The sequence below is a fragment of the Streptomyces sp. NPDC101178 genome (genome assembly GCF_044767965.1).
Classification (GTDB): domain Bacteria; phylum Actinomycetota; class Actinomycetes; order Streptomycetales; family Streptomycetaceae; genus Streptomyces.
The window spans coordinates 25,858-39,613 of sequence record NZ_JBIWOZ010000002.1 but is presented as its reverse complement, the minus strand read 5'-3'; the positions used below and the strand labels follow the sequence as shown (position 1 = coordinate 39,613).

The 13,756-nt window shown below is 72.4% G+C and carries 11 protein-coding genes; 1 reads left to right on the top strand and 10 read right to left on the bottom strand.

What is annotated here, in order from left to right; all coding sequences use genetic code 11:
* Nucleotides 1-20: 20 nt before the first annotated feature.
* Nucleotides 21-1,133 (top strand): XdhC family protein, encoded by a 1,113-nt coding sequence (locus tag ACIRR8_RS04315; RefSeq protein WP_404058803.1) that lies wholly within the window; start codon nt 21-23, stop codon nt 1,131-1,133.
* Here the strand turns inward: ACIRR8_RS04315 and ACIRR8_RS04310 are convergent.
* The 10 genes from ACIRR8_RS04310 to ACIRR8_RS04265 all read right to left on the bottom strand — a co-directional run bounded on the left by ACIRR8_RS04310 (nt 1,130) and on the right by ACIRR8_RS04265 (nt 13,723).
* Nucleotides 1,130-2,458 (bottom strand): MFS transporter, encoded by a 1,329-nt coding sequence (locus tag ACIRR8_RS04310; protein WP_404058800.1) that lies wholly within the window; start codon nt 2,456-2,458, stop codon nt 1,130-1,132. The genes ACIRR8_RS04315 and ACIRR8_RS04310 overlap by 4 nt on opposite strands.
* Complete coding sequence (locus ACIRR8_RS04305; protein WP_404058797.1) at nt 2,455-3,102, bottom strand: ArsR/SmtB family transcription factor; 648 nt, start codon at nt 3,100-3,102, stop codon at nt 2,455-2,457. The genes ACIRR8_RS04310 and ACIRR8_RS04305 overlap by 4 nt, the downstream gene beginning before the upstream one ends.
* A 94-nt stretch (nt 3,103-3,196) precedes the next feature.
* Nucleotides 3,197-4,186, bottom strand: coding sequence for an oligopeptide/dipeptide ABC transporter ATP-binding protein (locus ACIRR8_RS04300; RefSeq protein ID WP_404058795.1), 990 nt, complete (start codon nt 4,184-4,186; stop codon nt 3,197-3,199).
* Nucleotides 4,183-5,235 carry an ABC transporter ATP-binding protein gene (locus ACIRR8_RS04295; RefSeq protein ID WP_404058793.1) on the bottom strand — a complete coding sequence of 351 codons (1,053 nt, stop codon included), beginning with the start codon at nt 5,233-5,235 and terminating at the stop codon, nt 4,183-4,185. Before ACIRR8_RS04295 ends, ACIRR8_RS04300 begins: the two co-directional genes overlap by 4 nt.
* A complete protein-coding gene (locus ACIRR8_RS04290; protein ID WP_404058790.1) occupies nt 5,232-6,161 on the bottom strand; it encodes an ABC transporter permease in 930 nt (309 codons plus the stop codon). The genes ACIRR8_RS04295 and ACIRR8_RS04290 overlap by 4 nt, the downstream gene beginning before the upstream one ends.
* Nucleotides 6,158-7,249: an ABC transporter permease gene (locus tag ACIRR8_RS04285; RefSeq protein ID WP_404058787.1), complete on the bottom strand. Its 1,092-nt coding sequence runs from the start codon at nt 7,247-7,249 to the stop codon at nt 6,158-6,160. Before ACIRR8_RS04285 ends, ACIRR8_RS04290 begins: the two co-directional genes overlap by 4 nt.
* Before the next feature lie 3 nt (nt 7,250-7,252).
* The gene (locus ACIRR8_RS04280; RefSeq protein WP_404058784.1) at nt 7,253-9,130 is read right to left on the bottom strand and encodes an ABC transporter substrate-binding protein; all 1,878 of its coding nucleotides are present in this window, start codon (nt 9,128-9,130) and stop codon (nt 7,253-7,255) included.
* 196 nt (nt 9,131-9,326) lie between these two features.
* Nucleotides 9,327-12,413 (bottom strand): SCO5717 family growth-regulating ATPase, encoded by a 3,087-nt coding sequence (locus ACIRR8_RS04275; RefSeq protein WP_404058782.1) that lies wholly within the window; start codon nt 12,411-12,413, stop codon nt 9,327-9,329.
* 241 nt (nt 12,414-12,654) lie between these two features.
* On the bottom strand, nt 12,655-12,888 hold the full coding sequence (locus ACIRR8_RS04270; RefSeq protein WP_404058780.1) for a DUF397 domain-containing protein: 234 nt from the start codon (nt 12,886-12,888) through the stop codon (nt 12,655-12,657).
* Nucleotides 12,889-12,982: 94 nt separating this feature from the next.
* Nucleotides 12,983-13,723, bottom strand: coding sequence for a hypothetical protein (locus ACIRR8_RS04265; RefSeq protein ID WP_404058777.1), 741 nt, complete (start codon nt 13,721-13,723; stop codon nt 12,983-12,985).
* Between the last annotated feature and the right edge of the window lie 33 nt (nt 13,724-13,756).

Sequence of the window (13,756 nt, the reverse complement as noted above, 5' to 3'; positions counted from 1 at the left end):
GAGCGGCGGATGCTGACAGGGTGCGCGACCTCCTGCCCGACCTCCGCTCCCGCTGCGCCGCCGGTACGCCCCTCGCCCTGGCGACCGTCGTCGCAGTCCACGGCAGCGCGCCCCGCGACCCGGGCGCGGTGATGGCCGTCGACGCGGAGGGTGCCGTCCTCGGCAGCGTCTCGGGCGGCTGCGTCGAGGGCGATGTGTACGAGGTGGCCCGCGAGGTGCTCGCCGGGTCGGGCCCGCGCGTGGTGGCGTACGGGATCAGCGACGACCAGGCGTTCGGTGTCGGGCTGACGTGCGGCGGCACGATCGAGGTGCTGGTGCGCGCGTACGCCTCCGAGGCCGAGCTCGCCGATCTCGCGGCCCTGCTCGACCTGATCGCCGCCGATGTGCCGGTCGCGGAGGCCACCGTCCTGTCGGGAGCGGCGGAGGCCGGCGCGCGGATGGTGGTCCGCGCCACCGGCGTACACGGCACGCTGGGTTCCGAGGGGCTGGACGCCGCCGTCACGGACGACGCGCGCGGGCTGCTGGAGCAGGGCCTGACCGGCATCCAGTGGTACGGGGCGCACGGCCAGCGCCGGATGGCGGAGGTGTCCGTCTTCGTCCGCACGTACGCGCCACCGCCCCGCATGCTCGTCTTCGGCGCCATCGACCACGCCGCGGCCACCGCGCGCATCGGCTCCTTCCTCGGCTACCGGGTCACCGTCTGCGACGCCCGCCCCGCCTTCGCCACCCGCGAGCGCTTCCCGACCGCCGACGAGGTCGTCCGCGCCTGGCCGCACGACTACCTGGAGGCGACCGAGGTCGACGCCCGGACGGTGATCTGCGTCCTCACCCACGACCCGAAGTTCGACGTGCCCCTGCTGATCGCCGCGCTGCGCACCCCGGCCGCGTACATCGGCGTCATGGGCAGCCGCCGCACCCACCACGACCGCCTCGCCCGCCTCCGTGCGGCCGGAGTGGACGAGGCCCGCCTCTCCCGCCTCGCCTCACCCGTGGGCCTGGACCTCGGAGCCCGCACGCCGGAGGAGACGGCGGTCTCCATCGCGGCCGAGATCATCCAGCACCGCTGGGGCGGGACCGGGCGGCCGCTCGGCGAGCTGACGGGGGCGATCCACCACGGGAGGCCTCGTCTCTAAGGACGCTCGCCGCTCGTCGCCGCCTCCTGCGGTACGCCGTCCCCGCGTGAACGGTCCATGGCCCGCCACTCCGGCCGCAGTCCGGCCAGGGTCGTGGTGAGGAAGTACGCGGCCCCGCAGACGAGCAGCACCGGTGTCAGACCGGCGGCCGTCACCGCAGCCCCGGCGAGCAGCCCGCCGAGCGGGATGCCGGACCAGGCCAGCGAGTCGCCGAGGGCGTTGACCCGGCCCAGCATCCGGCGCGGCACCCGTTCGATGAAGACGGCGCCCAGCACGGGGTTGATGAACCCGGCGCCGAAGCCGCTGACGGCGAAGACGGCCAGCACCACGCCCAGGGGGGCGTCCACCGCGAGGACCAGGAACCTCGGGGCCCCGGCCAGCAGGAACCCGACGAGGAACACCGCTCTGCGGGGCAGCCGGTGGGCGGCCATCGCGGCGATCAGGCTCCCGCCGGCCGCGGCGGCCCCCATCACCGTGCTGACCAGGCCGATCGCCGCGGGGCCGTTCCCCGACTCCCCGGCCCAGACGGGGATCATCAGGCTGCTCAGCGCCGCGTCCAGCAGGTTGGTGATCCCGACCACGACGATGACCGCGAGCAGCAACGGGTCGCCGCGCAGGAAGGTGAAGCCCTCGCCGAACCGCCGCCGGTAGCCCGCCTCCTCCGCGCCTTCCGCGTCATCCGTCGTGGAAGGGGGCACGGCCGGTCGTCCCGTCCCGCGCGGCAGCGCGACGGCGACGATCACCGAACCGAGGACGAAGCAGCCCGCGTTGACGACCAGACCGGTCATGGGGCCGAGCAGCGCCACCAGGGCGCCGCCCGTCGCCGGGCCGATGGTGGAGGCGAGCCGTTCGATCACGCCGGACAGGCCCATGGCCCGCTCCAGGGGGGTTCCGGCGCGCTCGGCGGCCTCCGGGACCATGACCTCTTTTGCCAGGTCGCCCGGGCCGCGAGCAGCCCCGATCACCGCGACCAGGCCCAGCAGGAGCGGGAAGGAGAGCTGGTCCAGGGTGTGCAGCAGGGGGATCGCCGCTGCGGCGGCCGCGCTCGCCAGGTCCATGGTCCAGGAGACGGTCCGTGGGCCCGTACGGTCCACCAGCGGGCCGGACAACGCCTTGAACAGGACGTACGGCGCCATCTCGCAGAAGGCGACCAGCCCGGTTCGGGTGGCGCTGCCCGTGGTGACGAGGACGAACCAGGGCAGCGCGATGAGGGAGATCCGGGTGCCGGTCACGGACGCGGCGATGGCCGCCAGCACCCCGGCCAGCGGCCGTAAGGACCGTTCGGCGGGTATGACGCCGGTGCCGCCCGGGTCCCCGGCGGTCACGGTGTCTCCGCTTCCGGGGCGGAGGACGGGGCGGGGGCGTCCAGTTCGGGCAGGAAGTGGGTGATGAGGCCGACCCGCTCCGCGCCCGCCGGGGCGGTCGCCGCGTTCTCCGGGGTGTCCCGCCGGTAGCGGCCGATGACACCCGACAACTCCTCGTAGAGCGCGGTCGTCTCCTCGGGTGTGAGCCGTAGAACCCAGTCGCTCAGGTCGAACCTCTCCCGCCAGACGCGGGGCATCGTCCGCAGCCCGTTCAGCGCCTGCTGGGTGCGCAGGGCGTAGATGGAGGCGACGGACTGCTGGTAGGCGAGGGCGGCCTCGGGTTCCCGCTCGGCCAGTTCCGGATCGTTGAACCAGGTCGTCCGGTGCACCGAACGCCACCAGCGTTCGCGGGCGTTGCCGCGTTCCGTGTCCTCCTCGACGAAGCCGGCCGCGCCGAGTTGCCGCAGGTGGTAGCTGGCCGTCCCGGAACTCACCCCCAGCCGCTCCGCGAGACGGGTGGCCGTGGACGGGCCGTACTTCCGCAGCAGGCCGACCAGTTGCACACGGACCGGATGCGCCAGGGCGCGCAGCCCCTTGGCGTCGAGGACGACCGATGCCTCGTCTTCCGACGTGGCGTCGGAAGGGTGCGGTGTGTTGTCTGTCATGCGGCAGACTCTAGATCGCAAAGAGTTCTTCGCAAAGGGTTCTTTGCGAAGAACTCTTTGCGGTCTGTGGTGGCGGCTCGTCGGCCGGCCCGCCTCAGGCCTCCCCGCCGCACGCCGCCGCCCAGTGGCAGGCCACCTGAGGGTCTCCGCCGCCGTTCAGCACCGGCAGGTTCACCGTGCGGCACGCCTCCGCCACACCGGCACGCTCCGCCTTGCCCGAGGCGAGGATCTGGCAGCGGACGTGGAAGCGGCAGCCGGACGGGACCTTCGAGGGGTCCGGCGGTTCGCCGGTCAGGACGACCGGTTCGGTCTCCGCCTCCGGGAGGACGGACAACAAGGCCTGCGTGTACGGGTGCCGAGGCGCCGTGAGCAGCTGCTCGACCGGGCCCGTCTCGACGATCCGGCCGAGGTACATCACCGCCACCCGGTCCGCGATGTTCCAGGCGAGGCCGAGGTCATGGGTGACGACCAGCGCCGAGAGGCCCAGTTCGTCGCGGAGGCGGAGGAGGAGGGCCAGGATCTCACCCCGTACCGAGGCGTCCAGCGAGGCCACCGGCTCGTCCGCCACGATCAGCTCCGGCTCCAGCACCAGCGCACCGGCGATCACCACGCGCTGGCGCTGTCCGCCCGACAGCTCGTGCGGGTAGCGCAGGAAGAAGCGTTCGGGGGGTCGCAGCCCGGCCCGGGAGAGGGCCTCCGAGACGGCCTCCCGCTCGTCACCCGCGTACCCGTGGATGCGCAGGCCCTCGGCCACCGCGTCGTACACCGTGTGGCGCGGGTTGAGCGAGCCGCTGGGGTCCTGGAGCACCAGCTGTACGCGTTTCCGGTACGCCTTGAGCGCCCGGCCCGCGTAGTCGAGCGGTGCACCCGCGAAGGTGACCCGGCCGGCGGTCGGCGGGACCAGGCCGAGCAGCGAGCGGGCGAGCGTCGTCTTGCCGCACCCGGACTCACCGACCAGCGCGACGATCTCGCCGGGCCGGATGTCCAGGTCGACGCCGTCCACGGCGCGGGCGGTGGCGGCGCCGCGCCGGCCGGGGAACGCGACCTTCAGGGCCTCGGCGCTGAGAAGGGGGGCCGTGCTCATGAGGTGCTCCTAGCCTTGCCGTCCGTGTCCACCAGCACACACGCCGCCCGCCGCTCGCCGCCCGCCGCCCGCAGCTCCTGGTCCTTTGTGGCGCAGGAGTCCAGCGCCACCGGGCAGCGCGGATGGAACGTACAGCCGTCCGGCAGCGCCGCCGGATCCGGCGGGTCGCCCGGCAGGCCGCGCGGGGCGCGCCGGGAGGAGAGGTCGCCGATCTTCGGGAAGGCGGCGGAGAGCGCCCGGCCGTACGGGTGGCGGGCCTCCGTGTACACCTGCCGGGCCGGGCCCTCCTCGACGACCCGGCCCGCGTACATCACCGAGAGCCGGTCGCAGGTGTCCGCCAGCACCGCCAGGTCATGGCTGATCATGATCAGGCCGACGTCCTGGTCGGCCACCAGCTGTTCGATCAGCCGCAGGATCTGGGCCTGGATCATCACGTCCAGCGCCGTCGTCGGCTCGTCCGCGACGATCAGGCGCGGATCGCAGGCGAGCGCCATCGCGATCATCACGCGCTGGCGCTGACCGCCGGACAGTTCATGCGGGTACGCCTGCGCGCGGGCGGCGGGCAGGCCGACCTGTTCCAGCAGCTCCCCGGCGCGCTTGCGGGCGGCGGCCGGGGTGGCCTTGCTGTGCAGCAGGATCGGCTCGGCGATCTGGTCCCCGACCCGGTGCACCGCGTTCAGCGAGTGCATCGCGCCCTGGAAGACGATCGACGCGCCCGCCCAGCGGACCGCCCGCAGCCGCCCCCATTTCATGGTGAGGATGTCCTCGCCGTCGAGCAGGATCTCGCCGGTGAGCTTCGCCGACGCGGGCAGGAGGCGGAGCAGCGCGAGGGCCAGTGTGGACTTGCCGCAGCCGGACTCCCCGGCGATCCCGAGCTTCTGCCCGGCCTCGACCCGCAGATCGACGCCCCGTACGGCCGGGACGGTGCCTCCGTATGTGACGGTCAGGTTCCGCACCTCCAGGAGCGGCGGGTCACCGACCGGTTTCGAGAGGTCCGGCGCGGCGGACGGGTCCGGGTTCGGCGGAGTGGTCGTGGTTGTCGCCGTCAACGGGACACCCCCAGCTTGGGGTTGAGCACGGACTCGATGGCGCGGCCGCAGAGCGTGAAGGCGAGTGCGACCACGGCGATGGCGAGTCCGGGCGGAGCGAGGTACCACCAGTTGCCGGAGCTGACCGCGCCCGCCTCACGGGCGTCCTGGAGCAGCCCGCCCCAGGAGACGATCGTCGGATCGCTGAGCCCGAGGAAGGCGAGCGTGGCTTCGGTGAGGATGGCGGTGGAGATCACCAGCGTGGTCTGGGCGAGCACCAGCGGCATGACGTTCGGCAGGACGTGGCGGGACATGATGTGCCGGTGGCCGCCGCCGAGCGCCCGCGAGCGTTCGATGTACGGGCGGGACTCCACGGAGAGCGTCTGCGCCCGGACCAGGCGGGCGGTGGTCGGCCAGGTCGTCACGCCGATCGCCAGGATCGTCGTCCAGATCGACCGGGAGAGGACCGTGGCCAGGGCGATGGCCAGAACCAGGGTCGGCATCACCAGGAACCAGTCGGTGATACGCATGATGACGGTGGCGTACCAGCCCTTGAAGTGGCCCGCCGTGATCCCGATCAGCGTGCCGATCGCCACGGAGAGGAAAGCGGCCAGCAGGCCGACGGTGAGCGAGACCCGGGTGCCCCAGAGCATCAGGGCCAGCAGGCTGCGGCCGAACTGGTCGGTGCCGAGCGGGAACTGACCGCTCGGCGCCTCCATCGGGCCGCCCGGCGCGTCGGTCACGCTCTTGGAGTCGGCGCCGACCAGCAGCGGAGCCGCCAGCGCCAGCAGCGCGATGACCACGAGCACGGCGAGGCCGACGAGACCGGCGCGGTGCGTGCGGTACTGCTGCCAGAAGCGGAGCGCGGCCTGCCGCCGCCGGGCGCGGGTGAGGGCGCGCGGGCTGTCCGTCGTCACGCCTTCGGATTTGTCGGTCGTGACAGTCATCGGCCCACCCGGGGATCGAGCAGCGGATAGATCACATCGGCCAGCGTGTTCATCAGGATCACCGCGGAGGCGAAGACGAAGAACAGTGCCTGCACCAACGGCAGGTCGGGCACGCTCAGTGCCTGGTAGAAGAGGCCGCCGAGGCCCGGCCAGGAGAAGACCGTCTCCACCAGGATCGCCCCGGCCACCGTCGTACCGAGGTTCACGAACAGCAGCGTCACCGTCGGCAGCATCGCGTTCGGCACGGCGTGCTTCCGGCGTACGAGGTCGTCCCGCAGCCCCTTGGCGCGAGCGGTCGTGAGGTAGTCGCTGCCCATCTCGTCCAGCAGCGAGGAGCGCATCACCAGCAGCGTGCGCGCGTACTCCACCGCCACGAGCGTGATGACGGGCAGCACCATGTGGTGCGCGATGTCGAGGACGCGGTCGAAGCCGGTGGTCGTGCCGGACTCCATGCCTCCGGTCGGGAAGAGCCCCGGGACCGGGCCGATGCCGACCGAGAGCGTGATGATGAGGAGCAGGCCGAGCCAGAACGACGGCACCGAGTACAGCGTCAGCGCGAACGCGGTGTTGGTCCGGTCGCCGGCGGAGCCGTTGCGCCAGGCGGAGCGCGCGCCGAGCCAGATGCCGAGCAGCGTGTAGATGACGAAGGCGGTGCCGGTGAGCAGGAGCGTCGCCGGCAGCGCCTCGGAGATCTTGTCGATGACGGGCGCGCGGAACTGGTACGACGTACCGAAGTCGCCGGTCAGGGCCTTGCCGCAGTACTGCGTGAACTGCTGCCAGAGCGGCAGGTCGAGTCCGAACTCGCGGCGCATCGCCGCGATCTGTTCGGTCGACACCTGACGGCCGCCGGTCATCTGCTTGACCGGGTCGCCCGGGATCAGCCGGAAGAGGAAGAAGCTGGTGACGAGGACGGCGAAGAGGGAGACCGCCGCACCGGCCAGCTTGCCCGCCGCGTAGCGGAGGTAGGCGGCCGTGGAGCGGGAGCGCGGGGAGCGGGCCGGCGGCCCGGCCGGAGCCGGGCCGCCGGACGCGGTGCTCTCCACGCCCGCCGCGCCTTTGACCAGCGCGGGAGTGGATTCTGAGCTCATGGACTATTCACGGTCTTCCGCGGTCGAGCGGCGACGCATGGCGAACAGCAGTCCGCCACCGGCGAGGACGACGACGGCGATCCCGACTCCGACGAGCACTCCGGTGGAGGAGCCACCGGAGTCGGAGGAACCGGACGAGGAGGCCCCGGCGGCCGGGACCGCCGACCACCAGCTCCAGTAGCCGTCCTGGCCGTAGATGTTGCCCGCGGCCGCCGGCATGGTGGTGATGGACTTGATGTGGTCGGTGCGGTAGGCCTCGACGGCATTGGGGTACGCCATGACGTTCATGTACCCGGTGTCGTACAGCCGCGACTCCAGTTGCCGCACAAGATCCGCCCGCTTGGCGGGGTCGTACTCCGCCAGTTGCTTCTTGTAGAGCTCGTCGTACTGCTTGTCGCAGATGAAGTTGTCGGTCGCGGCCGACTCCTTCGCCTTGGACGGCAGCGCGGCACAGGTGTGGATGGAGAGGACGAAGTCGGGGTCCGGGTTGACCGACCAGCCGTCGAACGCGAGGTCGTACTCACCGGCGTACCAGGGGTCGGAGACGTTGTCGAGGCAGTCGACCTTCAGCCCGATGCCCTGCTCGCCCCACCACTCCTGGAGGTACTTGCCGATCGCCTTGTCGTTCGGGTCGGTGGCGTGGCAGAGGATGCGGAAGTTCAGCGGCTTGCCGTCCTTGCCGACGCGCTTGCCCGCGCCGTTCTTCTCGTACCCGGCCTCGTCCAGCAGGGCCGAGGCCTTCGCCGGGTCGTAGGCGAGCTTCTGACCGGCCGACGGCTTCCAGAAGTAGTCGGAGAAACGCGGCGGGATGTAGCCCTCGCCCTCCACCGCGTGGCCCTGGAAGACCTTGTCGATGATCGTCTTGCGGTCCACCGCCATGAACAGCGCGTGCCGCACCTTCTGGTCCAGCAGCGCCGGGTGGCCGTCACCGAACTTCTGGCCGGCCTTGGTACGGGCCCCGGGGTTGACGGCGAGCGCGAAGAAGCGGCGGCCCGGCGCGTCGTTCACCTTGATGTCCGGGGCGTTCTCCAGCGAGGCGGACTGGGCGGGGGTCAGGCTCGGGCTGCCCGCGACGAAGGACACCTCACCCTTGCGCAGGGCGGCGACGGCCGCGTCCTGGTCCTTGTAGTAGCGGAAGACCAGCTCGTCGAACTTGGGCGAGCCGCGCCAGAAGTCCTTGTTGGCCTTGAGCTTCACGAAGCTGTCGACCTTGTAGTCCGTCAGGATGAACGGGCCGTTCCCGACGACGGGGAAGTCCTTGTCGTTGTTGAACTTGGAGAAGTCGCCGACCTTCTCCCAGACGTGCTTGGGCACGATCGGCACATCCAGCGCGGCCATCGTGGCCTGCGGCTCCTTGAGCTGGATGACCAGCTTGTCCTTGCTGGGGGCGGTCACCTTCTCGAAGTTGGAGACGAAGCTGCCGTTGGAGGTGGCCGCGCCCTCGTCGGTCATCATCTTGTTGAAGGTCCAGGCCGCGTCCTCGGCGGTGGCCTGCTGCCCGTCGGACCACTGGGAGTCCGGCCGGATCGTGTACGTCCACGTCAGCTTGTCCGCCGACGGCTCCCAGGCGGTGGCCAGGCCCGGGATCGCCTTGTTGTCCTTGGCGTCGTAGTTGGTCAGGTAGTCGTACATGAGCCGGTGGATGCTCGTGCTCAGCAGTCGCTGGGCGAGGAACGGGCTCAGCGAGTCGACGCTCTGCGCGACGGCGACCGTGAGCGTCGTCTTCCCGTCGTCGGCGCGAGCCTCGGAGGGCACGGGCGCGAGCGGGTTGCCCGGGACGACGGCCCCGGCGGTGAGCGCCAGGGCGGCCGCGCCCGAGGCGACCAGGGTGCGCAGGCGCCCGCCGGGCCGGGGGGTGCGGGAGGAGACTCTTGTGACCATGGACGGGGACCTCGCGTCATCACTCGCTTGAGAAGGCGGGTTGATCTCTGGTTCGCCAGCTGGTGAAGCGAAGGTTTATCAGCGGTCGCGAGGCTCGTCAACGGTCCGTCAAACCGCGTGTGGGCTGGGAAAACAGCGATGAGGGCCCGCACCGCGCGAGCGGTGCGAGCCCTCATTGGTGTAGACCTCTAACGCCTTACTGGTGAGGGGCCTGCGGCGGCTGCGGAGGCGTCTGCTGCCACCCGGCCGGATCCACCGGACCCTGCAGATCGGGCTGGCCTGCCGGGTTGTCCTGACCACCCGGCTGACCACCTGTCGGACCCTGCGGAGGAGCGACGGGGGCCGGTGCACCCGACTGGCCCTGCGGCGGAGGCGACTGCGGCCACCCGTTCTGCGGTCCGGCCGGGCCGGGCTGCGGGGGATAGGGCTGCTGCGGGGGCTGGGGGGCGCCCTGCTGATATCCCCCGTACGGCGGCTGGGACTGCTGGGCGGGGTAGGGGTGCTGACCCGGGAACGGCTGGCCGGGGATGGGCTGGCCCGGGATGGACTGACCGGGCATCGGCTGGCCTGGGTGAGCTTGCTGGGCGGGGTGGCCCGGCTGGCCGTGGTGCCCCTGCTGGCCCTGTTGCCCCTGCTGGCCGGGGTACGGCTGCTGCTGCGGCTGGTAGGGCTGGCCTGGGGCGGGCTGCTGGGGGGCGTACGGCTGCTGCTGGGGCGGGTAGGGCTGCTGGTGCGGGCCGTGGGGCTGGTGCGGCGCGTGGGGCTGCTGGCCGGGGTGGCTCGGGTGTCCCTGCTGACTTTGCCGGCCGGAGATCGGCTGGCCCTGCGCCGGGTAGCTCTGCCGGCCCGGCATCGGCGGGGCGTACTGCGGCGGCGGGTTCTGGCCGTCCGCCGTCCACAGGCCCTGCTGCTGCTGAGCGCGCGCGAAGTCCTCGGCGACCAGGGCCGAGAGGTTGAAGTACGCCTCACGCGTCTTCGGCCGCATCATGTCCAGGTCGACCTCGGCGCCCGCCGCCAGGTGCTCGTCGAACGGGACGACCACGACACCCCGGCAGCGCGTCTCGAAGTGCTGCACGATGTCGTCGACCTTGATCATCTTGCCGGTCTCGCGGACGCCCGAGATGACGGTCAGCGAACGCTGCACCAGGTCCGCGTACCCGTGCGCCGAGAGCCAGTCCAGCGTGGTGGAGGCGCTGGAAGCACCGTCGACCGAGGGCGTGGAGATGATGATCAGCTGGTCGGCGAGGTCCAGCACGCCGCGCATGGCGCTGTAGAGGAGGCCGGTGCCCGAGTCGGTGAGGATGATCGGGTACTGCTTGCCGAGCACGTCGATCGCGCGCCGGTAGTCCTCGTCGTTGAACGCGGTGGAGACCGCCGGGTCCACGTCGTTGGCGATGATCTCCAGGCCGGACGGCGCCTGCGAGGTGAACCGGCGGATGTCCATGTACGAGTTGAGGTACGGGATCGCCTGGACCAGGTCGCGGATCGTCGCCCCGGTCTCGCGCCGCACCCGGCGCCCGAGCGTGCCCGCGTCCGGGTTGGCGTCGATGGCGAGGATCTTGTCCTGCCGCTCGGTGGCCAGCGTCGAGCCCAGCGCGGTCGTCGTCGTGGTCTTGCCGACGCCGCCCTTGAGGCTGATGACGGCGATCCGGTAGCAGGAGAGCACCGGCGTACGGATCAGCTCCAGCTTCCGCAGCCGCTCGGCCTCCTCCTTCTTGCCGCCCAGCTTGAACCGGGAGACGGCGGAGGGGTTACGGCTGCTCTTCGCCTTCTGCTTGCCGCGCACGAGCCGGTCGGAGGAGAGCTCGACGGCGGCCGTGTACCCGAGCGGCGCGCCCGGCACGGAACGCTCGCGCTGATCGTGGGTGACCGGGGTCGGCCAGGCGCCGCCGGCGCGCGGGTCGACGGGCTGACCCGGGGCGCCTTGGTGGCCCGGCTGCTGCGGGCCCTGCTGCTGGGCGTGGGGTGGCTGGGGCTGTCCGGGCTGCTGCCGACCCTGCTGGGGCTGGCCCTGCTGTTGCTGGCCCTGCTGGTGGTACGGCTCCGGCTGCTGCGGGACAGGGAGGTTGGGGGAGGCCTGCGGGGGGAGCGGGGCCGACGGCTGGGCCTGCGGGAATCCGTAGCCGCCCGGTGCACCCTGCGGAGGCTGCTGGTGCTGTTGCTGCGGGAAGCCGTAGCCGCCCGCGCCCTGGGGGGCCTGCGGCGGCTGAGTGGCCTGCGGGAAGCCGTAGCCGCCGGGGGCCTCGTGGGGCGGGACCGGGGCGGGCCACTGTGCCGCGGGCTGCGGGGCGGTGGGCTGCGGAGCGGCCGGCTGGAAGGCGGGCGGCAGCGGCGGCAGCCCGCTTCCCTCGGCGGGCGCGGACCACGGCACCGGTGCCGCGGACGGCTGCGGTACGGGAAGGGCGGCGGGCGGGGCGTCCTGGGGAGCGGTGGCCTGCGGTACGGCGTCGGCCGGGGAGCCTGCTTCGGCGTCGGGAGCGCCGGCTCCGGGCGTACCGCTGCCGCTGTCGGTGTCCGTGCCGTCGCTGCTCATGGCGCTGCGGCTGTCCGCGTCGTCGTCCGCCTCGGCCGGGGCGTCCACGACCGCCGGTTCCGGCGCGGCAGCGGAGTCCGGGTGCTCCGGAGCCTCGTGGGAGGCCGAACCCGACCCCGTACCGTCGATGTCCGAAGAGGCCGATTCCGTACGGGAGGAAGCCGGGCCCGACTCCGTACGGGAGGAAGCCTGGCCCGGCTCCGTGCCGGACGAGCCGGAACCCGACTCCGTACCGGACGAGCCGGAACCCGACCCCGTACCGGACAGGTCCGCACCCGGCTCCGCACCGGAAGCCTTCGCCGCCTCGCGCTCCGCGATCTCCCGCTTGAGGGCGGCCGGGGAGAAGCGCATCGTGGCGCCGCTCTCCACATCGCCACCGCCGAACGGGCCCGGGTCACCGGAAGCCTCGGCGGATGCGGCCGGAACAGCCGCCTCCGCGGGCGCGGGCTCGGCGGGCGTGGGCGGCGGCGTGGCCGTGGGCGGCGCCGGGGGAGCGGGGGCCCAGTCGGGGTCGAACCCGGGCCGGGACGGCTGCTCCGGAACCGAGACCGGGGTCCCGTGCGGCGGCGGAGGCGGTGCCAGGTGCGAGCCCGCGCCGCCCGAAGAGTCCCCCGCCGCGTTCTGCGTGTACCAGGCGGGAGGGGTGTAGTCGATGGTGAACTCGCCCGTCATCTCGGCGGGATCCGCGTCGGACGACTCGTCGACGGGCGTGTTCCATCCGCCGCGGATCTCGTCCCGATCGCTGTTCACTGTGCCTCCTGGTGTGGTCGAGCACCCTTGTGCCGTGGTGGGTGGGGGCGACCGGTCTCATCGGGCCCGGTACGCCCGGCTCTCCCCCTTGCGACGCGCAACCCGCTCGCGGGTCTTCCTGTGCCGCGCCCCACCCACCCTAATCGCCATGGGGCGCACTCCGGCAGGCCGTACCGCCCGGCAAAGAACGGCGAAGGGTGGCGGCCGGGCCCGGCCGCCACCCACGTACCGACTGTGGCGCCTACTTGAGGTCGAACTCACCGTCGCGGGCGCCCAGGACGAAGGCATGCCACTCCGCCTCGGTGTACCGCAGGACGGTGTCCGGGTCCAGCGAGGAGCGCATGGCGACCCCGCCGCCGGGCAGATGCGCGATCTCGACCCGTTCCTCGACGTCCTCGGTGCCGGGTGCGCTCAGCCACTCCACGCCCGAGATGTCGAGAGCGTAGAGCTCGTCCTTTTCCTGCTGGGTGCCCATTCCGGCGTCCCTTCCGATCGAACTGTCGAACCGTGTCGTTGCGTGGTCCATGCTCCCTGGTCGGATCGGCGCATGGGAGCGAACGGGAGAGGAATCAGTCCATCCGGCGAGCTGTGCCCAGCAGACCGGTCTCCGCGTCCGTCGCGCTCGTCATCACCCAGTGGTGCTCCCGGCCCGCCACCCAGAGCGTCACTCCGTCCGCCAGCGTCGGCAGCGCCTCGCTCTCGGCCGGCGCCAGACCCAGGATCCGGCCGATCTGCCGCGCCTCGTCGGGCGAGACCCGCTGGATGCCGACGAGCGCGGAGGAGCGCATCAACCGGGGTGCAACGGGGCTGAGATAGGGGAGCAGCGTCAGCACCGACTGCCAGGGGGAGGAGACCACCCGGCCGCGCGGCGGCCGCATCCCGCAGTCGCGGACGACCACCACGGGGCTGCCGACGGTGGCACCCGTCGGCGGGACCCGTCCCACGTCGTACAGCGAGACGCACTCAAGGCCGGCGCCCGCCGCCTGCGCCAGCGTGGTCCAGGCCTGGACCCGGCCGGTCTCGACCGCCACCCGGGCGCCAGTTCCGGCGGCGCGCAGCGCCAGCACCTGTGCCGTCCACAGGCCGCCGATCAGCGTCACGTCGTACGGAACAGGCCGGTGGAACCCGATCAGCTGCGGGCGGCCCTCCGCGTCCTCGCCGATGATCACGCCGTCGTCGCCGACCGGCAGCGACAGCGCGCCGAGGTGGTCGGTGGTCACGGTGTGGCCCGCGTGGCGGGGGCCGAGCAGTCCACGCCTGACTCCGGTCCGCTCCGTCGCTCCGCGCGCCAAGGCTGCTCCGCCTCTCATCGATCCGCTCCTCGACCCGTTCCCCGACCCGTT

What these genes read in the sequence shown, in the direction of transcription:
- ACIRR8_RS04285 (WP_404058787.1), bottom strand. Translation starts at nt 7,249, where the DNA reads ATGAGCTCAGAATCCACTCCCGCGCTGGTCAAAGGCGCGGCGGGCGTG.
- ACIRR8_RS04265 (WP_404058777.1), bottom strand. Translation starts at nt 13,723, where the DNA reads ATGAGAGGCGGAGCAGCCTTGGCGCGCGGAGCGACGGAGCGGACCGGA.
- ACIRR8_RS04305 (WP_404058797.1), bottom strand. Translation starts at nt 3,102, where the DNA reads ATGACAGACAACACACCGCACCCTTCCGACGCCACGTCGGAAGACGAG.
- ACIRR8_RS04280 (WP_404058784.1), bottom strand. Translation starts at nt 9,130, where the DNA reads ATGGTCACAAGAGTCTCCTCCCGCACCCCCCGGCCCGGCGGGCGCCTG.
- ACIRR8_RS04300 (WP_404058795.1), bottom strand. Translation starts at nt 4,186, where the DNA reads ATGAGCACGGCCCCCCTTCTCAGCGCCGAGGCCCTGAAGGTCGCGTTC.
- ACIRR8_RS04270 (WP_404058780.1), bottom strand. Translation starts at nt 12,888, where the DNA reads ATGGGCACCCAGCAGGAAAAGGACGAGCTCTACGCTCTCGACATCTCG.
- ACIRR8_RS04290 (WP_404058790.1), bottom strand. Translation starts at nt 6,161, where the DNA reads ATGACTGTCACGACCGACAAATCCGAAGGCGTGACGACGGACAGCCCG.